Origin of the sequence: Planococcus wigleyi (assembly GCF_014836985.1) — a bacterium.
Classification (GTDB): Bacteria; Bacillota; Bacilli; order Bacillales_A; family Planococcaceae; genus Planococcus; species Planococcus notacanthi.
In genome coordinates, this window is the sequence record NZ_JACSPU010000004.1 from 181,492 (window position 1) to 206,908 (window position 25,417).

Annotated in this window: 22 protein-coding genes; 9 read left to right on the forward strand and 13 right to left on the reverse strand. The window is 45.6% G+C overall.

Translation table 11 applies throughout. The features are described from left to right. Nucleotides 1–31 precede the first annotated feature (31 nt). Nucleotides 32–1,066 (forward strand): YeiH family protein, encoded by a 1,035-nt coding sequence (locus tag H9630_RS12300; protein ID WP_191715780.1) that lies wholly within the window; start codon nt 32–34, stop codon nt 1,064–1,066. A gap of 79 nt (nt 1,067–1,145) precedes the next feature. On the opposite strand, the gene H9630_RS12305 is transcribed toward H9630_RS12300, so the two are convergent. Further along, nucleotides 1,146–1,700 carry a GNAT family N-acetyltransferase gene (locus tag H9630_RS12305; RefSeq protein ID WP_191716055.1) on the reverse strand — a complete coding sequence of 185 codons (555 nt, stop codon included), beginning with the start codon at nt 1,698–1,700 and terminating at the stop codon, nt 1,146–1,148. An 80-nt stretch (nt 1,701–1,780) separates the two neighbouring features. Beyond that, entirely contained in the window at nt 1,781–2,662 is an 882-nt protein-coding gene (locus H9630_RS12310; protein WP_191715781.1) for a DMT family transporter, read from the reverse strand. 799 nt (nt 2,663–3,461) lie between these two features. Here H9630_RS12310 and H9630_RS12315 point away from each other — a divergent pair. From H9630_RS12315 to H9630_RS12325, 3 genes are read left to right on the forward strand one after another with little or no spacing between them, the layout of a single operon-like run. Next, the gene (locus H9630_RS12315; RefSeq protein ID WP_191715782.1) at nt 3,462–3,617 is read left to right on the forward strand and encodes a cytochrome c oxidase subunit 2A; all 156 of its coding nucleotides are present in this window, start codon (nt 3,462–3,464) and stop codon (nt 3,615–3,617) included. Between the two features lie 43 nt (nt 3,618–3,660). Further along, the gene (locus H9630_RS12320) at nt 3,661–4,128 is read left to right on the forward strand and encodes a cytochrome c oxidase subunit II (protein ID WP_191715783.1); all 468 of its coding nucleotides are present in this window, start codon (nt 3,661–3,663) and stop codon (nt 4,126–4,128) included. Between the two features lie 58 nt (nt 4,129–4,186). Beyond that, on the forward strand, nt 4,187–5,884 hold the full coding sequence (locus H9630_RS12325; RefSeq protein WP_191715784.1) for a cbb3-type cytochrome c oxidase subunit I: 1,698 nt from the start codon (nt 4,187–4,189) through the stop codon (nt 5,882–5,884). A 125-nt stretch (nt 5,885–6,009) separates the two neighbouring features. Here the strand turns inward: H9630_RS12325 and H9630_RS12330 are convergent, their stop codons facing one another. Both H9630_RS12330 and H9630_RS12335 read right to left on the reverse strand, forming a co-directional pair. Next, complete coding sequence (locus H9630_RS12330) at nt 6,010–8,061, reverse strand: GAF domain-containing sensor histidine kinase (RefSeq protein ID WP_191715785.1); 2,052 nt, start codon at nt 8,059–8,061, stop codon at nt 6,010–6,012. 170 nt (nt 8,062–8,231) lie between these two features. Further along, nucleotides 8,232–8,615 carry a hotdog family protein gene (locus tag H9630_RS12335; RefSeq protein ID WP_191715786.1) on the reverse strand — a complete coding sequence of 128 codons (384 nt, stop codon included), beginning with the start codon at nt 8,613–8,615 and terminating at the stop codon, nt 8,232–8,234. Between the two features lie 295 nt (nt 8,616–8,910). On the opposite strand from H9630_RS12335, the gene H9630_RS12340 reads away from it, so the two are divergent. From H9630_RS12340 to H9630_RS12350, 3 genes are read left to right on the forward strand one after another with little or no spacing between them, the layout of a single operon-like run. Then, the gene (locus H9630_RS12340) at nt 8,911–9,336 is read left to right on the forward strand and encodes a DMT family transporter (RefSeq protein WP_191715787.1); all 426 of its coding nucleotides are present in this window, start codon (nt 8,911–8,913) and stop codon (nt 9,334–9,336) included. Continuing rightward, a complete protein-coding gene (locus H9630_RS12345) occupies nt 9,330–10,007 on the forward strand; it encodes a Crp/Fnr family transcriptional regulator (protein ID WP_191715788.1) in 678 nt (225 codons plus the stop codon). The genes H9630_RS12340 and H9630_RS12345 overlap by 7 nt, the downstream gene beginning before the upstream one ends. Before the next feature lie 11 nt (nt 10,008–10,018). Further along, nucleotides 10,019–10,513, forward strand: coding sequence for a DMT family transporter (locus tag H9630_RS12350; protein ID WP_191715789.1), 495 nt, complete (start codon nt 10,019–10,021; stop codon nt 10,511–10,513). A gap of 94 nt (nt 10,514–10,607) precedes the next feature. Here the strand turns inward: H9630_RS12350 and H9630_RS12355 are convergent, their stop codons facing one another. The 6 genes from H9630_RS12355 to H9630_RS12380 all read right to left on the reverse strand — a co-directional run bounded on the left by H9630_RS12355 (nt 10,608) and on the right by H9630_RS12380 (nt 20,464). Next, on the reverse strand, nt 10,608–12,539 hold the full coding sequence (locus H9630_RS12355; RefSeq protein ID WP_191716056.1) for a fructose-1,6-bisphosphatase: 1,932 nt from the start codon (nt 12,537–12,539) through the stop codon (nt 10,608–10,610). Nucleotides 12,540–13,263: 724 nt separating this feature from the next. Beyond that, nucleotides 13,264–13,824, reverse strand: coding sequence for a DNA-3-methyladenine glycosylase I (locus tag H9630_RS12360; RefSeq protein ID WP_191715790.1), 561 nt, complete (start codon nt 13,822–13,824; stop codon nt 13,264–13,266). Nucleotides 13,825–13,945: 121 nt separating this feature from the next. Next, the gene (ilvA, locus tag H9630_RS12365) at nt 13,946–15,235 is read right to left on the reverse strand and encodes a threonine ammonia-lyase IlvA (RefSeq protein WP_191715791.1); all 1,290 of its coding nucleotides are present in this window, start codon (nt 15,233–15,235) and stop codon (nt 13,946–13,948) included. A 303-nt stretch (nt 15,236–15,538) separates the two neighbouring features. Then, on the reverse strand, nt 15,539–17,965 hold the full coding sequence (parC, locus tag H9630_RS12370; protein ID WP_191715792.1) for a DNA topoisomerase IV subunit A: 2,427 nt from the start codon (nt 17,963–17,965) through the stop codon (nt 15,539–15,541). Further along, on the reverse strand, nt 17,962–19,932 hold the full coding sequence (gene parE / locus H9630_RS12375; RefSeq protein ID WP_191715793.1) for a DNA topoisomerase IV subunit B: 1,971 nt from the start codon (nt 19,930–19,932) through the stop codon (nt 17,962–17,964). The genes parC and parE overlap by 4 nt, the downstream gene beginning before the upstream one ends. 118 nt (nt 19,933–20,050) lie before the next feature. Continuing rightward, complete coding sequence (locus tag H9630_RS12380; protein WP_191716057.1) at nt 20,051–20,464, reverse strand: CoA-binding protein; 414 nt, start codon at nt 20,462–20,464, stop codon at nt 20,051–20,053. Between the two features lie 130 nt (nt 20,465–20,594). Between H9630_RS12380 and plsY the strand changes: the two genes are divergently transcribed. Together plsY and H9630_RS12390 are read left to right on the forward strand one after the other, a co-directional pair. Further along, on the forward strand, nt 20,595–21,185 hold the full coding sequence (plsY, locus tag H9630_RS12385; protein WP_191715794.1) for a glycerol-3-phosphate 1-O-acyltransferase PlsY: 591 nt from the start codon (nt 20,595–20,597) through the stop codon (nt 21,183–21,185). 22 nt (nt 21,186–21,207) lie between these two features. Next, nucleotides 21,208–21,507 (forward strand): HesB/YadR/YfhF family protein, encoded by a 300-nt coding sequence (locus H9630_RS12390; RefSeq protein ID WP_191715795.1) that lies wholly within the window; start codon nt 21,208–21,210, stop codon nt 21,505–21,507. 258 nt (nt 21,508–21,765) lie between these two features. Here H9630_RS12390 and H9630_RS12395 read toward each other — a convergent pair whose 3' ends face one another. The 3 genes from H9630_RS12395 to acnA form a co-directional block, all read right to left on the reverse strand. Continuing rightward, nucleotides 21,766–22,065: a hypothetical protein gene (locus tag H9630_RS12395; protein WP_191715796.1), complete on the reverse strand. Its 300-nt coding sequence runs from the start codon at nt 22,063–22,065 to the stop codon at nt 21,766–21,768. Continuing rightward, entirely contained in the window at nt 22,049–22,489 is a 441-nt protein-coding gene (locus tag H9630_RS12400) for an acyl-CoA thioesterase (protein ID WP_191715797.1), read from the reverse strand. The genes H9630_RS12395 and H9630_RS12400 overlap by 17 nt, the downstream gene beginning before the upstream one ends. Before the next feature lie 99 nt (nt 22,490–22,588). Then, nucleotides 22,589–25,303, reverse strand: a complete 2,715-nt coding sequence (gene acnA / locus H9630_RS12405; RefSeq protein ID WP_191715798.1) for an aconitate hydratase AcnA — start codon at nt 25,301–25,303, stop codon at nt 22,589–22,591. Nucleotides 25,304–25,417: the final 114 nt, after the last annotated feature.

Here is a 25,417-nt window from a genome sequence, read left to right on the forward strand (position 1 = left end):
GTTTTTTATACTAACTGCAGGAGGTTTCATCATGTCTGCACATTATAATAAACCTGCACAATCCAATTCCACCGGTTTATCACCAACTGCTGCCTGGATTAGCGGAGTGCTATTTACTTTTCTTTTGGCTTTTCTCGGCTATTTATTGGCTCAAATCCCTGGCTTCAACCAAGTCGGCCAACTTGCTTGTGCCATCATCATTGCGGTTTTTTACCGGCAGATTTCCGGTTATCCGAATGCCATTCGTTCCGGCATTGTGTTTTCCTCAAAACGCCTATTGCGGGTCGCCATCATTCTTTATGGATTGAAACTGAACATCGATATCATACTGAGTGATGGACTTGGCTTGTTGCTGCGGGATATGGTTGTCATTGCTTTCGCTATTTTACTGACGGTGTGGCTGGCGAAACACTTTAAAGCCGATCAGACCATTTCCCTGTTGCTTGGTGTGGGAACCGGAGTTTGCGGAGCGGCTGCGATTGCCGCAATCGCCCCGATCATCAAAGCTAAAGACGAAGACACGGCAATCAGTGTCGGCATCATCGCCCTTGTCGGCACGGTCTTCGCTATTTCATACACCATTCTTCGTCCGTTTTTGCCACTTGATGATGTCCAATACGGCATGTGGGTCGGCATCAGCCTGCACGAAATTGCCCATGTGGCATTAGCCGGAGCGCCCGCTGGTGAAGACGGTCTGGCAATGGCGTTATTGGGGAAATTGGGGCGTGTCTTCCTGCTCGTTCCTCTTTGCTTGATTTTCATTTTTCTGATGAAACGAAAAGACAAAAATCAGGAAACAAACGCAAAAATTGAGTTCCCCTGGTTTCTTCTCGGCTTTCTCTTATTGAGCGTTTTAGGCAGCTATGTTTTTGGCCAATCGATTCCATTCCCGCAAGAGTTGCAGGAGTTTGTATCGACAGCGACTACCTGGCTCCTGACGGCTGCGATGGTTGGGCTTGGATTGACGGTCAGCTTGCGCGATTTGCGTGAACGTGCCATGCTGCCGCTCGCTGCAATGACCATTACATCGATATTGCTGGCAGTCTTTACATATTTCGCTGTCTGAATAATTTCAGGCTGTATTCTACCTAATAAAAAAAGGAAAAGCAGATGCCTCCAAGGCCATCGCTTTTCCTTTTTTGCATTTATGATTGCGCTGGCCATTCTTCACGCAACATCCCCATCTTGATGGCATCGAAGTAGTTGCTATCCACGACGCGTGCTTTTCGAATCCGCGCTTCTTCTTTCATGCCCAGCCGCTCCGCCACTTTCATCATCCGCTCATTGCCGGACCAGGTAGACATGCCAAGACGGTGAAGTGTTGTGGAGTCGAATAAAAAATCGATCCACAACCGGTAGGCTTCGGAGCCGTACCCACCGTTCCAGTACTGGGTGTCGTATATGACAATGCCTGTCTCCACCCAATCTGTATGGCGGTCGATCCAATAAGCTCCGACGTAGCCGATCGTTTTCTCATCTGCTGTAATGACGAGCGAAGCGGGAACGCCATTTGTGATTTCCTCTTCTTCCATCCATTGTTTTCGGTGCTGGTCTTTACTCAGCCAGGGTTCCGGAATGTAAGGCCCATTCCACTTTTTCGCTTCCTGCTGTTTTTCCTCGTAACGCCAGTAATAGATGCGATCCATCTGGGCTGCTGTTGCTTTTTCAAGTTTCACTTTTTTGCCAATGATATTTACCAACACCGTTTGCATCCTTTCTCGCTTGTTTTTTATTTTGTATCGATCACGTTATGTACCTGCCTTTTGTGTTCAAGCCCTTATCATGCAGCAGCTTCTTCCGCCAACTGTTTTTCCGGCCAGTTCACCAGGAAAATCCCTGCAAAAATCAAGCTTCCTCCAATTAGTAAAGGCAATCCAAGCTGCTCTCCAAGAACCAGCCAGCCGAACAGGATGCCGAATAAAGGAGCTAAAAACAGAAACGCGCTCACTTTTCCGGAATCACCTTTTTGCAGCAGGTAGAACCACACCGTGAACTGGATGATTGAAGCCGGGATGGCCAGCCATAACAAGATCAAAATGGAGCTTGAATTGATGACCAGACGGGACGTTTCCAGGAAAACCGACCCGACCAGCAAAATAAGCCCGCCAAAAAACATCTGATAGGCAGTCATGACCCAAATATCGAACAGCCCACCCCATTTCTTGATAATCAATGTCCCAACCGACCAAAAAACAGCGCTCAAAAATCCGAGAAACGTACCGATTTCAATCGTCAAATGGCTTCCCATGGCAATGAAGACCCCGGCAAAACCCAAAAGCACACCTGTCCATTGAACCACTCGGTACCGGATGCCCAGTGCCAGAGTGCCGATCAATACCACCAATAAGGGATTCATGAAAGTTAAAATCGCGGATTCACCGGACGTAATAGTGCGCAGGCTCAAAAAGATTGATCCCATGACGCCGGCTGTTTGGATGGCGCCGATCAGGATCAGCTTGCCCCATTCGCCTTTGTTGGCAGGCTGCTTTCTTTTGAACAAACGCACAAAGAGCAGCATGATGCAGCCAGCAATGACAAAACGAAGACCTGCCAGCAACAAAGGCGATATGTAGGTTAAGCCGATTTTGGCTACCACAAACGAAGACCCCATCAACCCAGTCGTCAGGACGACCAGAAACGAGAATACTAATTTTTCTTTCATCTGGCCACCCCCTTTACCTGAAGCTTGCCTTCGCACTTCAGCGCTTCTCTATTCTGTATTATTACAAGGCGAGCTTTCTTGTCGACAATTTCTCAGCAGTTTTAATGACGTCAGTCGAGCGCTTAATTGGAATAATCATACCATTTTTAAGAATATAAATTGCACTACTTAATTTTTTTGCTCACGTTGAAAGTTTACTTTTAAAACAAAAAAAGAGATTCGCTTTTATAAGCGAGATCTCTTCGTTTTCATTTTCATTCCCGCAATAATCCAAAGCTTAACAATTTGCTTTACAACTTGTCATCTGCCCCGCTGACTTCAACGGAAATGATGAGCATTAAAATGGCTGTAACAATGAGAACGAGAGACATGATTACTAGCATAGGAATCTCCTCCAAGCTTGTTTTTCTGCTTGCTTACTGTAGTATACCCAAATTTCTTATCGATAGCATTGACCTGCATCAACTTTTAGCTGTACTACTTTTTTATGGCCAAATTGACCGAAAAAGCCGGTTTCCCAGTAATTTTAAGAAAATAAAAATGACAGGATTTCCTTGACGCAGGTCAAGGTTATGTGGGATGGACTTCGGTATGATAAACAATCAATGAAATCTTTTTTAGCTTTTCCTTTTACTTATTTGTCGTGCTAACTCAAAAAGAAAGCAGATTCCCCTTCCAAAGAGTGTATATATTTGATAAAATTCAGATAATTCTAATAATATTATTTCCGCTTAGTTGTGCCTTAAAGAACTTGCCAGCCGGTTCTCTAATGTAAATATTAGGAAAGGAGGAGCTTAAAATGACTGATTCTTCTTCTACAAACAGAAAGAGCAACACACGTAAGAAATACGATGAAACTTCCTTGAGCGGCACTTTTGTATCCGTTTTGATTATCGCGGTTTTTATGCTTATCTCCTGGTTCAGCGTATTCTTATTATTCTTGGAGCGCAATTAAAATTAACGGTTTACTCCCGAATTTAGAAAGGAGACTGTCACACATGCATATCCATCGTTATGAAAAACTATGGTTAATTATCGGCTCTCTTATCTTATTGGTATTCTTGGCCATTTTAGCGATTCAAACTTTTTACCTTGAAATGGGTCCGCCCAGCCATGCTGAGATGATTGATCCGCAAACTGTCAAAGAATCGGAAATCTTTGCAGATGCCGGACTGAAGGAGATTGGCGACAACGAATACGAAATCGCCATTGTAGCTGAAATGTTTTCATTCCAGCCTGGAGACTTGGAAATACCCGCTGGTGCGACGGTGCATTTTACCTTGGCCTCTCCGGATGTCACACATGGCTTTAAGATCACCGACACCAATGTGAACGTCATGGTGGTGCCCGGCCATATCTCGAAAGTCAGCCATACCTTTGATCAGCCTGGTGAATACTTGATCTTATGCAACGAATACTGTGGCCTTGGGCATGAATACATGGCCAATACCATTACAGTCAACTAAACAAATGCAGATCGCTCTGATTTACCCGAATCAATTCCATCAGAAAGAAGGGGAAACCATGACGCATATCACCGATATACACACTCGCCATAAAGGGGCAGCCGTAAATGAAGATGTCGCAGCCGGCATCTCAAAGCGGGATTTCCATTTGTCCATTGCTAATTTGTCCATCGCTTTTATCGCTTTGCTGGTCGGCGGAGCAGCAGGCTTGTTGCAGGGATTTGTCCGCAGCGGATTTTTGGAACTGCCTTCCTGGATCAGCTATTATGCACTTTTAACGGCTCACGGAGTCCTATTGGTTTTGGTATTAAGTTCTTTCTTCAGTATCGGGTACTTGTACGCAGGAACTTCGCGTGTACTGGGCGGTCTCGCCGATAAGACACTTGCTTTCGGATGGGCCGGATTTGCACTAATGACTGCTGGGACAATCATCGCCGCCTTTTTCATCTTGGCTGGCGACGCTAACGTTCTTTACACATTCTATACACCGATGCAGGCACATCCATGGTTTTACATCGGACTGGCTCTTCTGGTCGTTGGAATCCTGTTGAATTGCATCGGGATGTTCATCACCTACCAGAGTTGGAGAAAACGAAATCCGGGCGTGCTGACTCCACTATTTGCCTTCTTCTCGAATGCTGTTTTTGTTCTGTGGGTTTTCGCTTCTCTCTTTATCGCTGTATTCGTCGTCGGAATGGTCATTCCTTGGGCATTCGGATGGGTGCCGACCATCGATCCAATGATGGGGCGTACTTTGTTTTGGGCGTTCGGCCATACACTCGTCAACATTTGGATGCTGACATCTATTTCTGCCTGGTATGTCTCTATGCCGAAAATCATTGGCGGAAAAGTGTTCAGTGATTCACTGGCACGTGTCGCAGTCGTCATTCTTGTGGTTGCCAATGTACCTGGTGGGTTCCACCACCAGATCCTCGACCCGGGACTGTCGGTTGAATTGAAATTCTTGCATGTCATCCAAACGTTTATGATTATCTTCCCTTCCCTTATGACAGCTTTTGCAATGCTCGCAACCATGGAGCGTTCCGGAAGGGCAAAAGGCGTGACGAGTTTATTAGGATGGTGGAAAATTTTGCCTTGGTCCGATGCACGCTTTTTCGCTTTGATTGTCGCGATGCTTGCTTATATTCCCGCTGGGCTTGGTGGCATCATCAATGCCAGCAACCAGGTCAACCAAGTGGTCCATAACTCGATCTGGGTTACCGGCCACTTGCATTTGACTGTCGGCACGACGGTCATGCTGACTTTTTTCGGCATATCCTATTGGTTGATTCCATATCTGTCCGGAAGAAAACTGACGAGGAACCTTAACCGACTGGGCATCGCCCAAACCATCATTTGGGCTTGCGGCATGTTGCTTATGTCGGGTGCCATGCATGCCAATGGCTTACTTGGCAGCCCGCGCCGAACTGCGAATACGACGTATAACGGCCACAGTGCCGCTTCTGACTGGGCGCTTTATGAAATGTTCATGGCCATGGGTGGTGTTATCCTGTTCGTGGGCATTCTGCTGTTGGTCTATATCTGGATTCAATTGGCATTTTTCGCACCAAAAGGTGATACTGATTTTCCGATCGGCGAGGATTACAATCCGAAAGACGCTTCGCCTTTATTCATGGACCGCTGGTCGATATGGGTGGTGCTTGCCACACTTTCAATCGCCATTGCCTATGTGATTCCATTGCTGGACTTCGCTTCAGGCCACAGTCCGGGTTCACCGCCATTTTTGATGCCTTGATCCAGGCACTAATTTACGATATCCAAAAGAGGAAGAACCCAAACGGGCTCTTCCTCTTTTGCTGTTTCTTTTATCATCAATCTGGCATCCAGCAGTTCCTGTTATCAAAGTACAAATTTCCTCATCTAGCCATCCTGTCGAAATCTGACGAAAAACACGGTCCCTTCATCGCTCGTGTTAACATCAATTTGCGCGTTGTGGCGTGCGGCGATGGCATAGGTTACCCCAAGGCCCAGTCCGGTTCCATTGTCTTTTGTGGTATAGAAAGGTGTGCCGATTTTTTTCAATACGTTCTTGTCTATTCCTCCGCCTTGATCACGGATTTCCAGAACAGGTGTATTTTCATTTTCCATATACGTTCGGATTGTCAGCAACTTGCCCGGCTCCATGGCTTCTAAGCCATTGCGGCATAAGTTAATGAGCAATTGGCGGATTTCATCCCGGTTCAGCAACATTTCAGGAATCGGCTGTGTAAAGAATTCAATCGCCTTATTTTGATTGAAAGTATCGATTTCCAAAAGAGGTGCAATGTCATAGATAATGGCATTCAGATTCTGCATTTTCATATCCGAAGAACGTGTATTGCCGATGGATAGAAACTCAGAAATAATCGAGTTGGCGCGATCGAGTTCATCAATCATCAAATCAAAGTACGTATTGTATTTCTCTAATCCTTGCTCACCTGTCAGCAATTGCAGGAATCCCCGGACGGTGGTCATCGGATTTCGGATTTCGTGGCTGATTCCGGCTGCCATCTGGCCGATCAGCTCGAGGTTCGACAAACGCTGCAATTCCATTTCATATTTCTTCTTCTCGGTGGTATTTTTGCACAGGCAGCAAATACCGTCATCAAAGGGATAGGCAACCACTTCAAAACAGCAGCCATTTGCTGAAGACACTTCAAACTGGACAGGGACTCTCTCGACCATTGCCCGATGGAGTTCCTCATGCAGAACCGGATTAAGTGTATCGGGGTAAATTGTCCAAATGCTTTCCCCGAGTACATTTTTAAAAGTTTTTCCTTTAGGCAGGTATTGATGTTCATTGATGTAAATGAACTCCCATTCCTTGTTGAGTGCAAAAAATCCATCCGTGATGCTTCCAATAAGACTCGTTACTTTGTCGTTGGCAGTCGCCAACTGATTGGTCCGCCTCGCCACACGCAGCTCCAGCTGGTCCATATACGTTAGATTCGAATAAGTCAGCGCTGTAGCATCAACAATGGAATGCGCTAAATGGACCTGTGATTTTTCATCGGCTTGCAGCGTCTCCATCAGGCAAGCAATGGCGATAAATCCGAAGACCTCTCCTTTGGAAATCATCGGAATCAACAGCAGCCTGCATCTGTCCTCACTTGGGATAAATTTGACTGTCCGGTTGACCATGACTTCATGAATCACATGGTCCGTCTGTTGGTTGGTTTGAATATCTTCAAGCGCTCTTTTCCATTCATCTTCAGACCACTCGGAATCTTTGCCCATTTTCTTGAAACTGAGGTTTCCTTCTTGTTGCGGGTCGCGAAGAAAAGCTGCGACGTTATTGCAATCTACCGTCTTGCCCAAATAATGAAAACACGTATCCAAGGTTTCCGAAATGGTTGAACACATGGATAGTTCCCGGTTTGCATCAAGCAACAGCTGCTTCTCCGCAATCAAGTACTCCTTCTGTTTCAAGTTGTTGGCATTCTGAATAGCGACAGCCGCCATATTGACGTACGCTTCTATGCTTTGGATCTCAATTTCCGTCAAATTCATCCGCTTTCCGCAATCAAACAAAAAAATCAGCCCGTATAAATGCTGTTCATAAATAATTGGCAGCCCTAGCAGTGATTTGATATTAAACGCAGCCACCGACCTTGGATCCGGACGCGAATCAATGGAGGTATCCGGAATATAAATCGTTTGTTTAGTTTCCATGACTTGTCTAGCAAATGCATCTGCTTCAAAATCGATCAGTTGTGCAGTAATCATCTCGTTATTGATGAAGTCAGGTTTACCAGCCACCCCTCTGTATACTCCATCTTCACCCGGCAAATAAATTCCGACAGAATCGCATTGGACGATTTCTTCAGATATTGCTGTAGTGACATGCTGCAGCATGTCGTTCAATTCCAGCTTGGTATTGATGATTTTCGTCAATTCAGCCAGCCTCGAATATCTTGTTTGTTCTTTTAACATGGCTATTCGCTCCGCTCTTGATCATCGGGAAACGGGGTTGCAGCTTCCCGATGCAACTCCCTCTATTCCGTCAAGACATTATGTCAGTAGCTTACCATAAATGATTTCTCGCGGCTAAATAATTTCTGCTGAACTTGCGGTTAGTCGCAATTCTGTTAAGCTGACTGCCGTTAGACAGGCAGAATGATGCCTGCAAATCCACCGATCAACACTTCTTTAGAAAATTGGTTTTTGCAGCTGAAGGAAGCTTCTATCGCCGTCCGCCTGTTTTCCAATCGATCGTAGCGATCGATTTTCACGTCACAACGAATGGTATCTGTAGAAAAAACGGGACGCAGAAATTCAAAGTTCATGGTGCGTGCCAGTACATTGTTATCTCCACCCACTTTTGTCGGCAACGTGGCTGTCAATAGACCTTGCACAACCAGCCTGCCTTCTTCGTCGGGCGTCAGGTGATGATTTCCGTAGTCCCCAGAAACCTTAGTGAATAATTCTATGTCTTCTTTCGTAAATGTCCGTTCGAATGTAATGATATCTCCGACAGATAGTGACAAAGCATTTCCTCCTTTTTAGCAGCCTGTTTCATAAAGATGACCTTAATTGTTTTTTCACCCGCTCTTACTCGGCAACTTTTTTGTAGTTGAATACTTGCTTTCCTTCAAATAGGCTGTGTTCTTCTATTATAAACATAAAGAATCGATTCATCTGAAAAATTCATCGTATATTTTTTCGCTGATTATGTTCCAATCAAACTTTCTGCAAAACAGTTAATCTTTCCTTGCACCCAAAAGGACATATGTCCTTTTTTTTGATATCGTAAACTATAGCCAAAGAAAGGGTGTGAAGCGCTTGAAAGGAATCTTTTTTGCATTAGCGGGTGGGTTCTTCCTGACCTTCCAAAGCGTCGCCAACGCCACAATCAGCGACAGCATCGGCACTTGGCAAGCTGCCACGTTGACGCAGTTCACCGGCTTTGTGCTGGCAATATTGATTGTCATTGTGCTGCGTGACCGATCTTACTGGAACTTGAAAAACGTGCCGCTTCTTTACGCTTCCGGCGGGCTGCTGGCCGCCATCGTGCTCTACACCAACATGACTGCTGTCCACAGAATGGGCGTGACGCTGACCATCGGCATTTTCCTGATTGCCCAATTGCTAACAGCCGTATTGGTTGACGCCAAAGGCTGGTTTGACATGGTCAAACAACGGATCGGTGTAACGCAGATTGCCGGGCTGCTGCTGATGATCGTGGGAGTTGTCGTTCTTAAATGGTGAAAAATCGAGAACAAACCATCCATGATTACCTCAATCAATACGGAATAGCATCCGTGTTCCCGGAACGTGTCCAGCGGTCAATGCAGCTGGAAAACTTGGCACTAGGAGATTGCTTATTGTCTCAAGGCGACATTTCACAGTCACTGTATTTGCTGGTGGAAGGAAAACTGAAGATTTCCATGCTGTCTCCTGAAGGGAAGCGCCTGATTCTGGCTTTTAAAACGCCTTTCGATCTGGTTGGTGACATTGAATACATTCAGCAATGCCCGTTAATCAATACAGTGGAAGTTGTCACGGATTCACGGGTCATCCGGATTCCCTATGAGGTTTTACGTAAAGAAATGGAGAACCATGTTCCTTGGCTTCAATTCCTTCTGGGGACCATCACACAGAAGTTCAAAATGAAATCGCAGGCAATGAATTTCAATCTGTTTTATCCTGTAGACGTGCGTTTGGCGAGCTACTTATTGTCGATGACGCCAAAGCAGCCACAACTCGACTCCGCGTCGCTTATCGATATAGCCGATTTGATCGGTACCAGTTACCGCCATTTGAACCGCGTCTTGCAGCAATTCGAAAAAGCCGGATGGATCACGAAGAAGCGCGGGAAAATCACTGTCCTTGACCGCTCTTCCCTGCTCGTCGAGGCGGGTCAAAATATTTACGAATAGGAGATATGTATATGGCTATCGGCATATTACTGGCATTGCTTGGCGGGGCATTTGTCTGCCTTCAAAATACATTCAACGCCAACGTCAAAAAACAGGTCAGCGTCTGGTCTACTACAGCCCTTGTCCTGCTCCTCGGATTTGTGGCTTCACTCGCCGCCGGCCTCGCTTTTGAAGGCAGTAGCCTGTTCGAATTCCAGGCACAGCCCTGGTTCTGGTTCAGTGGCATTCTCGGTGTCGGCGTTGTCGCTTGTGTAACGCAAGGCGTCCAGCTTCTCGGACCCAGCCGCGCCATTTCCCTGATTATGGTGTCGCAGATTTTCTTCGGCCTCATGTGGGACACACTCGGCTGGTTCGGCCTGGAAAAAGTGCCTTTCACCTGGCAGTCTTTGCTTGGCGTCCTGCTGATTAGCGGAGGCGTCTTGTTGTTTCAGCTTGGACCTAATCTCGAACAACGCTATGCCTTGAAACGAAAATCCGTTCGCACAGACAGTTCTGTAAAAGGGTGAAATGCCTAATTATCTACGTTTTATTAATAAACCACATCAAAAAGGAAGAGCCGTTGTTGCAGCTCTTCCTTTTTGTATGCCATTCAATAATAGATCATTTCATATATCGGTATTCGCGCAGGCTGTTCAAATTGAAGATTTCCTGCAATAAGCCTTCACCGATATTCGTTTCTCGTACTTTTTTGCGTTCCAGCTCTTCATCGACGAGGCGTTTCGCCGACAAGACATCGGTCCCTTTTTGCAGGACTTCTTCTTTCGAATTGAAGAGCTGATGCGCGACCAGCTGCATGCCATATGAATTGTACAACAGCGTATAGCCTGCGATTCCGGTGGTCGATTGATAGGCTTTAGAAAATCCGCCGTCGATGACCAGCATCTTGCCGTTCGCTTTGATTGGATTTTCGCCGTCGCGTTCCTTGACTGGCGTATGGCCATTGATGATGCGCCCGTGGTCCGGATTCAAATCAAACTCCTCCAGCATTTTACGGCACATGTCCTCATCTTCACGCAAATAATAATACGGATTTTTCCGTTCCTTATGCGTGTCTTTGTCTTTGATGAAATAACGCTCGAACGTCGTCATTTCCCTTTTGCCGAAAAGCGAGGAATATTCGCCAGTCCATAAATACCAGACCATATCGGTCGCGAAATCGTCGGTTTCTTCAGGATGGGCAAAGGAATGGCGAAGATAATCTTCAAACAGATCCAGCAGATCACGGCCGGCATAACTTTTCCCATCTATTTCCATCTTCTCCATATTGCCTTCTTCATCCAGCGGGATGCACCCATGGATCAGCAGGTTGCCATTATACTTCAAATAAAGGCTGCCTTTTTTCATAAGGAAATTCATATGCCTTGCCAGTTTTTCAGAATGCTGGAGTGAGAACAGCAATTTATCGATGACCTGCTCTTCTTCTTCCAGCAATTCATCCGGTTTTTCCGGATTGACAGTAGCGAAACAACCGTTTTCAAGTGGATAGGTTTTCCCGTGGATGGTGGCTTCATTTTTATCATAATCCACTTTTTCAAGCAGGAGACGATCTTCCATAGCAAAACATGGACGTCTCTTGATGATCGGGCTTTCCAGCTTGAACTGGATGATGGAAATGGCCTGGTGGATTTTGGTGATTTGCAGCTGTTCCTGTGCCGTCATGGTTTCCCCTGAAATTCTTTTCGGGTGGAACGCTGGATTGTCCTCATAGTATTTTTCGGCCAGGTTCAGCAACGGCCGCAGATTGATGCCGTAGACGTCTTCAATGATGTCCAGATTGTTGTAACGTGCACAAATGCGGATGATGTTCGCAAGACACACTTTCGATCCTGCAAAAGCCCCGATCCAAAGAACATCGTGATTTCCCCATTGAATATCGACGGAATGGTAGTCGATCAGCGTGTCCACGATTTTATGCGGATCCGGCCCCCGGTCATAAATGTCGCCCACCACATGCAGATGATCCACAACCAATCGCTGTGTTGTATAAGCAAGCCCGATAATCAGCTTATCGGCTTGGCCAAGCGCAATGATCTGCTCAACCATTTTGGCGTAATACTCTTTTTTGTTTTTGAATTCATCGGTTTTGTACAACAGCTCTTCAATGATATAGACGAATTGCTTCGGCAAGGCTTTGCGAAGCTTTGAGCGCGTGTATTTGGATGACGCATATGAAACAAGTTTCAGCATCCGCTCAATAACTTCTATGTACCATTCCTGCAATTCCTTTTTGCTGGTGAAATTGCTTTTGATCAATTGCAGCTTTTCTTCAGGGTAATAGACCAATGTCGCAAATTCATTGAGTTCTTTTTCACTCAGTTCCTCTTTAAATAAGTCCTTGATTTTCACTTTGACATTGCCGGAACCATTTCGCAATACGTGCTGAAATGCCTGAAACTCCCCGTGTAAATCGCTTACAAAATGCTCCGTCCCTTTCGGCAGATCCAGGATGGACTCCAGGTTGATGATTTCAGTCGCCACTTTCTCTTCACTATCGTATTTTTGCGCCAACAGATCCAAGTATTTTAAATTCAACATGGTGCATCTCCCTTCACAACTTGCTCGTAATTTTCTGTCGATTAAATCCAAATAGATTATGGCTTAAACACCGGTATCCAACTCTAATGTTATCCTTATGAAAAACAGTTTACTTACACTTTAAATAATGGTCTTATTTGGATAGAAGGTAAATTAACCAGCTTCTTTTACTGATAAATGAGAATGGAAGCGAACTTTTGTCAATAAGACCTCCAATAACCAGATAACAGGAAAAATTAGGCTTCCTTATGATTCAGTTTACCGCAGAACCCTTATAAGCTCTAGTGGAAAAAAGTAGGATTAGAAGAACAAATTGCAAACGGTGTTGAAAAGCGATACACCAAATGAAAAGAGGAATGGTAAGTTGATGGATTTCTCGGTAATTGTCAATACCACGGCGTTTCCACAGTAGGAAGAGTTTTAGCTACCGCGTTGAACCTGGCAGATGAATCTGGCGTGGTTTTCCCTGACTGCCCGTACGATCCTGAAAACCCTTTTCTTAACGGCAAACAAGAAATCTCTTCCTTGCCCAACCTAAAAGTCGGGCGTTGGCCGAATATAGTCCACTGCAGTTAAACTATTCTGCTCATTCGTTACATCATGGCTATTTCCTTTATTCGCCTCTTTTTTGGAAATTCCTTCTAGAAATAAAAAAAGCAGCAGAAAAGGATTTCCTTTTTCCGCTGCTCACTTCATGCCTCGTCATTCAAGTTTCCAGCCGTTATTCAACCAGCCGATATGCACAGTTTTCAATATGGTCATGAACCATTCCGATCGCCTGCATAAATGAATAGGTTGTAACGGGACCAACAAACTTGAAGCCGCGCTTTTTCAATTCTTTGCTCAGTTGAACGGACAGAGGCGATTGTGCAGGAATCTGTGCATCACTTGTCCAATTGTTGTAGACCGGCTTGCCATCGGTAAAGCTCCATAGAAAATCAGCAAACCTTCCCCATTCTTTTTGGAGATCCAATATCGCCCGTGCATTGCTGCGGACAGACTGAATTTTGGCGATGTGTTTGACGATCCCATAGTTCTCTTTAATGGACACCAAATCCTCATCTGAAAGTTTTGCACAATAGGAAAGGTCAAAATGATGGAACGCTTCCTGATAAGCTGTCCGTTTTTTCAGCACAATATTCCAGGATAAGCCTGCTTGTGCGCCTTCAAGTGTCAGCATTTCGAAAATGTAGCGGTCATCAAAGCTCGGCCTGCACCATTCTTCGTCATGATAAGCCTGCATAAGTGCATTGCTTTGCGCCCACAAACAGCGGTTTTCCATATGCGCCACCCCATTTCTTAAGTTCTTTCTACTATACCATTTTAATCCTGAAACGATAAAAGGGTGTTCAGCCTAGGCTGAACACCCTTTTTACCGGATTCGCGGGTACTTGGCGCAATCCTTAAATCAATAAATTGAACAGCATCGAATCGTTGTTAAGGTCTTTATAAGGGAAGCCGTTTTCCGCCATGCGTTGAACAAGCGGCTCGTAGTCTTCACGGCATTTCAGTTCGATTCCGACCAGCACCGGCCCTTCTTCGCGGTTTGTCCGTTTCGTGTATTCGAAATGCGTAATGTCATCCGTCTCGCCCAGGACCTGTTCCATGAATTTACGGAGCGCTCCTGCACGCTGAGGGAACGTGACGATGAAATAATGCTTCAAGCCTTCATAAATCAAGGATTTCTCTTTGATTTCCTGCATGCGCTCGATGTCATTATTGCCGCCGCTGATCACACACACCACATTCTTGCCTTTGATGTCGTCTTTATAAAAATCAAGCGCGGCGACAGATAAAGCTCCTGCCGGCTCCGCGACGATGGCATTTTCATTATACAGCTGCAAAATCGTCGTACAGACCTTGCCTTCGGGAACCAAAGCGATATCGTCCAAAACATCCGTGCAGATCGCCATAGAGAGATCGCCTACCTGTTTAACCGCAGCACCGTCCACAAATGTATCAATGGTATCCAGGCGCGTCACTTGCCCATTGGCAAGTGACGTTTTCATGCCGGCAGCACCTTGAGGTTCCACGCCAACCAATTTCGTCGAAGGGCTGATTCCCTTCAAATAGGAACCCACTCCGGACGCCAATCCGCCTCCACCGATCGCACAGAACATATAATCCACCGGTTCTTGCATATCGTTCAGCACCTCGACCGCGACCGTTCCTTGGCCCGCAATGATGCGGCTGTCATTGAACGGATGAACAAAGACTTTTTCTTCCACTGTGCAATAATCCATTGCCGCAGTGAATGAATCATCAAAAGTATCGCCGATCAAAACAACCGATACCTTATCTCCACCAAAGCGTTCCACTTGCGACACTTTTTGGCGAGGTGTCGTCAGGGGCATGAAGATTTTGCCTTCAATGCCAAGCGCAAAGCATGAGTAAGCGACGCCTTGCGCGTGATTGCCTGCACTGGCACAAACCACACCTTTGGCACGGTCTGCGGGGCTCAGGCTGCGGATGAAGTTATAAGCGCCGCGCAATTTAAAGGACCGCACCACTTGCAGATCCTCACGCTTTAAATAGACGTTGCAGTCATAGCGTGCAGACAACAGTTCGTTTTTCTGCAAAGGTGTCTTGATGACGACATCTTTGAGCGCTTGGTTGGCTACCATAATTTCTTCCACGGATACTCTGGCTAATGTAAGTTCTCTGTCGAGCTCTTTGATGTTGCTCTTAGTCATAGATGTCACCTTCTTATTTTTATTTATCTCACTACTCTAACACATCACAGCGTCATAATGTCTAGAAGATTGCGACAATTTGTTGAAAAGTTTTTCATGACTGCTTGCTATGAAATTCCACACCTTCTTTCAACAAAATTCAGGCCTCCCTCTAGTTCCCTATATTCATCTTTAATCACTTCTCTATCCATTTGTTCCCCATTGCTTTTTCATGGATTCCAAATGAATAATTAACCATTTCTATACCTTATCGAATGAATGAATAAAACCCACTCCTACATTCAAAGGAGTGGGTTAATTTGTTTATTCTTTTGTTTCAATTCGGTAAGCTGCAACTACTTTGCCGTCTGTCGCTTCATCAGCAATGAATGATCCGTTTGAATAACGGTCCACATTTTTTAGTGAGTTGGCAACCAATGGAATTCGTATTCCTTTAGCTGTTTCAAGCAGAATCTCTTCTTTTCCGGTTGCCCCAATAACGGCGACGACACGATGAGGATTTGATTTCAATTCGCGCAGCATCACTACGCCTCGTTTCGCGCGGCTGCCACTTTCGAATTCCTGAAGCTTCATTTTCTTAGCTGCTCCCCGTTGGGTCACCAGCACAAGTTCCTGTTTCACTTCCGGGTCAATCATCACAGCAGAAACAACTTCATCGCCGTCCTTCAGGTTGACGCCTTTGACTCCGGCGGTGCGAAGTCCAGTAAGCGGCACTTCATCCATCGGGAAACGAACACCATATGCTTGGTTGGTTCCGATGAACAGTTCCGTCTCTTTTGTCACCAATCCAGCGAATATCATGGCATCGCCAGATTTCAAGTTCATGGTTTTAATGGCACGCGAATACCGCTGGATATGATAGTCTTTTAAAGCTGAACGTTTAACCTGGCCGAATTTCGATACGGTCAGGATACTGGCATCCGCATCAAAGTTCTCAAATGGGCAGACGGCAAGGATCGATTCATTCGCATCCAATTGGACGATGCTTGATAAATGCTGGCCGAGGTCTTTCCATTTGATGTCCGGTAATTCGTTGATCGGCTGGTAAACGAAATTCCCGGCTGTAGTGAAAATCAGAATCGTATGCTGAGTGTTCAAATTGCCTTCGAACAACAAATAATCCGATTCCTTCATCGCAAAATCTTTGCCGTTGGAAGCCGCATGCGAACGGGTGCTGGTCCGCTTGACATAGCCTTCCTTCGTAACCGTCACGACCACTTCTTCACTCGGAATCATGATTTCGCGTGTAATGGTGATTTCTTCAATTTTGTCTTCAATGACTGAACGGCGCGGTTCGGCGAACTTCTTGCGGATCGTTGCCAATTCTTTTTTGATGACGTTTTTCAACTTGGTTGCACTGGTCAGGATGCCGGTCAACTCAGCGATGAGTTTTTTCAGATCCTGCTCTTCTTTTTGAAGATCGGTGATGTCCGTATTGGTGAGACGGTATAATTGCAGCGACACAATCGCTTCTGATTGAGCTTCAGAGAAATCATACGATGTAATCAAGTTGTTTTTAGCATCCCGTTTATCTTTTGAAGAACGAATGGTTTTGATCACTTTATCCAGAATCGACAAAGCTTTCATCAAGCCTTCCACAATATGCATGCGGTCGCTTGCTTTTTGCAGATCAAATTCCGAGCGCTTGGTGATGACTTCTTTTTGGTGTTCAATATAGGCGTCAAGCATCGTTTGCAGGGTCATCATCGTTGGCCGGCGATTATGGATCGCCACCATGTTGAAATTGTAGCTGACCTGCAAATCGGTATTTTTGTATAAATAATTAAGGATGCCAATAGCCTGAACATCTTTTTTCAGTTCAATGACAATACGCAGGCCAGTTCTGTCGGATTCATCGCGTACTTCAGAAATCCCTTCGAGTTTGCGGTCAAAGCGGTGATCATCGATTTTCTTGATCATACTGGCTTTATTGACTTCAAACGGAATTTCCGTAATGACGATTTGTTCTTTTCCGCCTTTTAATGGTTCAATTTCCGCTTTTGAGCGGACAATGATCTTGCCTTTACCGGTTTCGTAAGCTTTACGGATGCCGTCCACCCCTTGGATGATGCCCCCTGTCGGGAAATCTGGTCCTTTGATGACGGTCATCAATTCAGCAACGGTTGCCTGTGGATTGTCCATGCGCATCAGTACCGCATCCAGCACTTCGTGAAGGGCGTGAGGTGGGATATCAGTCGCATAGCCGGCAGAAATACCAGTTGATCCATTGACTAAAAGGTTCGGAAAACGTGCTGGCAGAACGGTCGGCTCCATATCCGAATCATCAAAGTTCGGAATGAAGTCAACGGTGCGTTTGTCGATGTCCCGCAGCAATTCAGATGAAATCGCTGACAGGCGTGCTTCTGTATAACGCATTGCAGCCGGCGAATCGCCGTCCATCGATCCGTTGTTGCCGTGCATTTCAACGAGCATGTGGCGGATCTTCCAGTCCTGGCTTAAGCGAACCATCGCTTCATAAACCGAACTGTCACCATGTGGATGGTAGTTACCGATAACGTTACCGACAGTTTTTGCTGATTTCCGGAACGCTTTATCATTGGTATTGCCTTCGTGGTACATAGCATATAAAATCCGGCGCTGAACGGGTTTTAAGCCGTCACGGGCATCCGGCAGTGCACGGTCCTGGATGATGTATTTGCTGTAACGGCCAAACCGATCACCGATTACTTCTTCCAGTGGCAAATCTTGAAATCGTTCGGTTTGTGTCATACAAGTTCCTCCTCAGCGTGAATCAAATCATTTTCAAGAATATTGCTGTCTTCTTCCAGTCCGAAGTCGACATTGTTTTCAATCCAGCGGCGTCTTGGCTCCACTTTGTCACCCATTAGCGTCGTGATGCCGCGTTCTGCACGGGCACTGTCTTCAATGGTTACGCGGATCAGCGTCCGTGTTTCCGGGTTCATGGTGGTTTCCCACAATTGGTCTGCGTTCATCTCACCCAGACCTTTATAACGCTGCAGCATATAGCCTTTTCCGACTTTTTTGATGGATTCATCAAGATCGGCTTCTGTCCATGCATAGTCGATCACTTCTTTTTTGCCGATGCCTTTGGAGACTTTGTACAGTGGGGGCAAGGCGATGAAGACTTTGCCTGCTTCAATCAAAGGCTTCATGTAGCGGAAGAAGAACGTCAGCAGCAGCACTTGGATGTGCGCACCATCTGTATCGGCATCCGTCATGATAATGACTTTGTTATAAGCGATGTCGTCGATTGAAAAATCCGAAGATACCCCACCGCCGATGGCATGGATAATGGTCGAGATTTCTTCGTTCTTCATGATTTCCTCAAGTTTTGCTTTTTCAGTGTTGACGACTTTCCCGCGCAGCGGCAAAATCGCTTGGAATGTCCGGTCGCGCCCCTGTTTTGCAGAGCCGCCGGCCGAATCTCCCTCCACCAGGTACAATTCATTTTTTGCAGCATTTCGGGATTGGGCAGGCGTCAATTTACCGGATAACAAAGCATCCGATTTTTTTCGTTTCTTGCCGTTTCGTGCGTCTTCTCGTGCTTTTCTGGCGGCCAGGCGAGCCTGTGATGCCCGAATCGCTTTGCGTACCAGAGATGCGCTGAGATCGGCGTTTTCTTCCAGGAAATACATTAACTTTTGGGACACGACCGAATCGACGATGCTCCGTGCTTCGCTCGTACCCAGCTTGCTTTTCGTCTGTCCTTCAAATTGCAGCATCCCTTCGGGAATACGGACAGAAACGATAGCTGCCAATCCTTCGCGGATATCCGAGCCTTCCAGGTTCTTATCTTTATCTTTCAAGAGATTTATTTTTCTTGCGTAATCATTGAAGACTCGGGTCATCGCTGCTTTTGCGCCGGTTTCATGTGTACCGCCGTCACGAGTGCGGACGTTATTGACGAATGACAAAATCGTCTCGGAATAGCCATCGTTGAATTGGAAAGAAAACTCGATTTCCATCTCATCCTGCTGCCCCTCGATATAAGCCACTGGATGCAGCACATCTTTTTCTTCGTTCAAATAAGAGACAAATGCCTCAATACCGGTTTCGTAATGGAAAACATCCTTGGCTTCTGTCCGTTGATCGAACAGCTCGATCTTCAGTCCTTTCAGCAAGAAAGCCGATTCGCGAAGACGTTCTGACAATGTTTCATAATTGTATTTGCTTACAGAAAAAATGGCGTCATCCGGCAAAAAGTGAATGACTGTACCGGTTTCTTTCGTTGAACCGATTTCTTCCAATGTGGTGACCGGCTTGCCGCCATTTTCAAAACGTTGGCGGTATTTTTTGCCGTCGCGGTAAATAGTGACTTCCAAAAACTTGGACAGTGCATTGACCACTGACGCACCAACTCCGTGCAGGCCTCCGCTTGTTTTATAGCCGCCTTGCCCGAATTTCCCTCCAGCATGCAAAACCGTCAAAATCACTTCTGGTGTGGGTTTGCCGCTGCGGTGCATTCCTGTAGGCATGCCGCGTCCATAATCCCGGACACTGATGCTATTGTCTTCGTGGATCGTAACGGTGATTCTGTCTCCGTAGCCTGCAAGCGCTTCATCAACTGAGTTATCAACAATTTCATAGACTAAATGATGAAGTCCGCGTGTGTCCGTCGAACCGATATACATTCCCGGCCGTTTTCTGACGGCATCTAAGCCCTCGAGTACTTGGATCGCTTCTTCGTTGTATGCCGTGCTTTGAATTTTAGCCATCTAATTCCCTCCAACAAACATCTGTTCGTATAATTCTCTCTCTTAATCGTATTCTATTCTATGGCCATCTGTCAAACTTCATAGAAAAAGAGCGCTGGGCGCTCTTAGCGGTAATGCCTTATTTCAAAATGGCGTGTTCCACTTTGATGCAGCGGTCCATGATGACCGTATAGCCTGCATCAGCCAATCGATTAAATACATTTTCATCCACTACATTCAATTGTGTCCAAAAAACTGGACAATCGATTTTCACAAATTCATCAGCGATATCTACCAAAAACTCACTGCGCCGGAAAACGTTGACGATATCCACTTTTTCTGGAATATCACTCAAAGAAGCGTAACTTTTTTCGCCCAGTACGGAATCTGTCTGCGGATTAACTGGGATAATGCGATAACCGGCCCGTTGCATAGCTTCCGAAACCATATAGGATGTTCGGCTCGGATTAGGGCTGAGCCCGATTACAGCGATGGTTTTCGCATTGTCGAGTACGTTTTTGATTTCTTCACGGCTAGGATTGTTCAAGATGATCACCTGTCCTTTTTATTCTATCATACACGATTTCGTCTTGCCTGTTGAATAATCTGCCATCTATTGTTCAAAGATCTTCAGTCATGGTAAACTGATACTACAAAATAAGGTTGTTTTAAAGGAGTTTATCATGAGTACATTGCTTCCTATTCTATTAGCTTACCTGCTCGGCTCAATTCCATCTGCTCTGTGGATCGGAAAGTTATTCTACAATACCGATATTCGCACAAAAGGAAGCGGCAACCTGGGCGCCACCAACACATTCCGGACTCTCGGCAAAAAAGCAGGCATTGTCGTTACGCTGCTGGATATCCTGAAAGGGACCGCTGCTACATTGATTCCCCTGTACATTGCTACTGATATCCATCCATTGATATTCGGGGTCGTTGCAGTCATTGGCCATATCTATCCTGTATTCGCCAAATTTAAAGGCGGAAAAGCAGTTGCAACTTCAGGCGGCATTCTGTTGGGCTACCAATGGCCACTATTCATCATGGCAGTTGCAGTGCTGTTGATTGCATTGAAAATCACTAAAATGGTATCTTTGTCTTCAATCATCTTGGCCGTGGTGTTCATCATCTACACCACCATCTATGGAGTGATCACCGGTGATTACTTGTTTATGGTCGTCATCTACATTTTAGCGATTTTCATCATTTTCCGCCACCGGGCTAATATTTCCAGAATCCGTGCGGGTACAGAACCAAAAATCAACTGGTAACATCTGCGAAAGGACGTGCCATATGCAAATCAAAATCAGTGACGACGCATTCAATTGGTTTAAGGAAGAAATGGAAGTGTCTCCCGGTGAGTCGGTAAGGTTTTTTGTCCGCTACGGAGGTGCAAGCAAGCTTCAGCCCGGATTTTCATTGGGCGTCACTAAAGATCAGCCCCATGAAATGGCTGTTCAGGTGGAGGAAGACCAAGTCACCTACTTTATTGAACAAAGCGATGTCTGGTATTTTGATGGACACGATCTTCAGGTCACGGTTAATGATGACCTGCACGAACTTGATTATTCATACTCTAAACAGAACGCTTAAATGAATGAATAGTTGGTTGTTTTATACATTCTCATGCATATAAACATAAAAGCTGCCGTTAACTGTCTTGATTTTGACAGTTGACGGCAGCTTTTTCGATGTATTCCGGACAAATTCCAGACTGGTTTAGATGTTCAAAACCTGGGAATTGCAACAAAATTTATCAGTTGAATAATATTGCTACACGTATTCCCCCGAAAATCACGAGTCTTTTCGTCCGCACATCTTTCGGCAATTCGAGTAGAATAAAGAGTTTTTTTACCGATGAAATCTGTTTAATTGCTCCAGATAACCTTCAGTCTCCAAGATTTCCCGTTGCCGATCGCCGAAAAGATCGAAATGCGGGTAATCTCCCCGCAAATCCATCCACTCCCGTTTCAATCCGTATTTTTTGCCCCATTCCTCCAATTTGTCCATGTCGCAGCAACCCACTTTCGTCACGGTGCTGCAGCCGGGAAAACGCTCATCCACCCAGTAATGCGTCAAGAAAGCAATTCGGCCGTCCGTGACATCCTGTTTCCAGCGATTCAATTCGTCCCTTTTAATTCCGAACGCCATCGGCCACCTGCTTTTTGATTTCTTCGTATTTGGCGTGCCATTCGGGATAAATCTTTTTGATGGACACTGGTCGGAAGTTGTCTTTTTTGACCACGACATGTTCAGAGATTGCGGTAGCGGCGATCGTTCCATCTTCATGGAGAATTTCATAGCCATATTTGGTCCGCAACCGGCCATGCTCCTCGACCCACGTCCGGACAACAGCTTTCTGTCCATAGCGGAGTGCCGCCTTATACTGGATGGAGATGTCTGTTACGGGGGATAAATACCCGTCCTTTTCCATACCTGCATAGGTAAATCCCAGGTCTTCAATGAGCTTTGTACGGCCAATTTCCAGCCAAATGATGTAGTTGGCATGATAGACCACACCCATTTGATCGGTTTCTGCGTAACGGATTTCTATTTCTTTTTCACTTATGTACATGTCCATTTCACCTCTACATTAGTATACAAGAAATCTCATTCTTTATGTAACAGAAAAGGCTGCCGGAGAATTCCCCGGCAGCCTTCACATGAATAAATCTTATACTTCTAGCAATTTGTTGCGCAGCACCATTTGCAGGATGCCGCCGTGGCGGAAGTAATCCACTTCGACTTCAGAATCGAAACGTGCCAATACTTTGAACTCAGTCACTTTACCGTCTTCAGCAGTAGCTGTAACAGTAAGGACGTCGCGAGGTTTCACGTCATCAGTCAAGTTGACGCTAATTGTTTCGCGGCCAGTCAAACCAAGAGAATCCGCGCTTTCGCCATTGACGAATTGCAATGGAAGAACACCCATCATCACAAGGTTTGAACGGTGAATACGCTCATAGCTTTCAGCGATAACTGTTTTGATGCCTAGAAGGAATGTACCTTTAGCAGCCCAGTCACGTGAAGAGCCCATGCCGTAATCTTTACCAGTCAAGACAACAAGTCCTGTGCCTTGCTCCTGGTACTTCATAGCAGCATCGTAGATCGCCATTGTTTCGCCCGTTGGCCAGTAAGTTGTGTAACCGCCAGTTGTGCCTGGAGCTACTTGGTTACGGATACGGATGTTAGCGAAAGTTCCGCGCATCATAACTTCGTGGTTACCGCGGCGAGATCCGTAAGAGTTGAAATTACGTGGCTCTACGCCGTTTTCACGAAGGTATAGGCCTGCTGGCGTATCTTTGCCGATGGCACCAGCTGGTGAAATGTGGTCAGTCGTGATAGAGTCTGCAAATTTCGCAACTACACGAAGGCCGGATAGTGCTTGGATCGGTGCCGGTTCTTTAGAAAGACCTTCAAAGAATGGCGGGTTTTGGATATAAGTTGATGTTGCATCGAACTCATACAATGAATCGTCGTTAGTTTCAATCGCATTCCATGCTTCGTTCTCGTTGAATACGTGCTCGTATTCTTTGCGGAACAATTCTGGAGTAACTGTGTCTTTAACGACTTGTTTGATTTCTTCAGTTGTAGGCCAGATATCTTTGAAGAAGACATCTTTTCCTTCTTTGTCTTTGCCGATCGGCTCAGATTCAAAGTCGATATCCACAGTTCCAGCAAGTGCATAAGCAACAACAAGCATTGGAGATGCCAAGTAGTTAGCTTTAACAAGTGGGTGGATACGTCCTTCGAAGTTACGGTTACCTGACAATACAGATGATACCAATAGATCGTTGTCCAAGATCGCTTCTTCAATTTCAGGAAGCAATGGACCCGAGTTACCGATACATGTTGTACAGCCGTAGCCAACAAGGTTAAAGCCGATTTGGTTCATGTAGTCCAACAAACCAGAATCGTTCAAGTAACCTGTAACGACTTTAGATCCCGGCGCCAATGAAGTTTTCACGTAAGCAGGTGGAGTCAATCCTTTTTCTACTGCTTTTTTCGCTACTAATCCAGCACCAAGCATTACGTACGGGTTAGAAGTGTTTGTACAAGACGTGATTGCCGCAATCGCCAATGCACCCGTCTTCATTTCGGCAGTTTTGCCGTCTTTGAAGTTAACTGTTGCTGTTTTCGCGATTTCAGCTGCATCAAGTGCAAAACCGTGTGGTCCTTCTTCGCCTGTTACAGCTTTGTTGAACTCAGGTTTCATTTGAGACAAAGGAATCAAATCCTGTGGACGTTTTGGTCCAGCAAGGTTAGGTTCGATTTCAGAAAGATCGATTTCCACAAGGTCTGTGTAGATCGGATCTTCGTTGTCAACTGTGAAGAACATGCCGTTCTCCTGCAAATATTTTTTAGTGACAGCAATTTGGTCTGCATCACGTGCAGTCAAACGCATATAGTCAAGCGCTTCTTCGTCAACTGGGAAGAATCCGCAAGTTGCGCCGTATTCTGGAGCCATGTTGGCAATCGTTGCACGGTCAGCAAGTGGCAATGTTGTAACACCAGGGCCGAAGAACTCAACAAATTTACCTACAACACCTTTTTTACGCAAAGTTTGTGTAACTTTCAACGCCAAATCGGTTGCAGTAGCACCGTTTGGAAGTTCGCCAGTCATTTTAACTCCGATAACTTCAGGAATCGGGAAATATGAAGGCTGCCCAAGCATACCGGCTTCTGCTTCGATACCGCCTACGCCCCATCCAAGAACACCGATTCCGTTGATCATTGTCGTATGTGAATCTGTACCGACTAATGTATCAGGGAATGTTTCGAAAGTACCATCCGCATTTTCAACAGCATGGACAACGTTTGCAAGATACTCAAGGTTTACTTGGTGAACAATACCAGTTGCGGGTGGAACTGCACGGTAGTTGTCATAAGCTTTTTGAGCCCAGCTAAGGAATTGGTAACGCTCAGCGTTGCGGTCGAATTCAAGTTCCATGTTAATGCGTAGTGCATCTTGTGTTCCGTAGTTGTCAACCTGTACCGAGTGGTCAATAACCAGATCCACTGGAATTTCAGGGTTGATTTTGTTCGGGTCTCCACCCATTTCAGCCATAGCTGAACGAAGTGCAGCCAAATCAACGACTACTGGTACGCCTGTGAAATCCTGAAGGATAACGCGTGACGGCTTGAATGGAACTTCAGCTTCTTTGTTAGCGTCTTTGCCCCATTTTGCTAATTCTTCAACGTGCTCATCTTTGATTACGTACCCGTCGTGCTGACGCAATACGGATTCCAATAGGACTTTGATTGAATAAGGAAGGCGTGATACTTTAGCGATCCCTGCTTCTTCTAATGCTGCTAAACGATAATAGTTAAACGTTTTGCCATTTAGCTCAAAAGAAGTGCGGCTGTTGTGCAAACTGCTCTTTGCCATTTGTGTGTTCCTCCTTTAAATCTTCTGAAAAGGCTCGTGACAGCACTTTTCTCCTCTTCCATCATACCTAATGCTTGAGCATAAGTAAATTACATTAAAATTATACAATGTGAT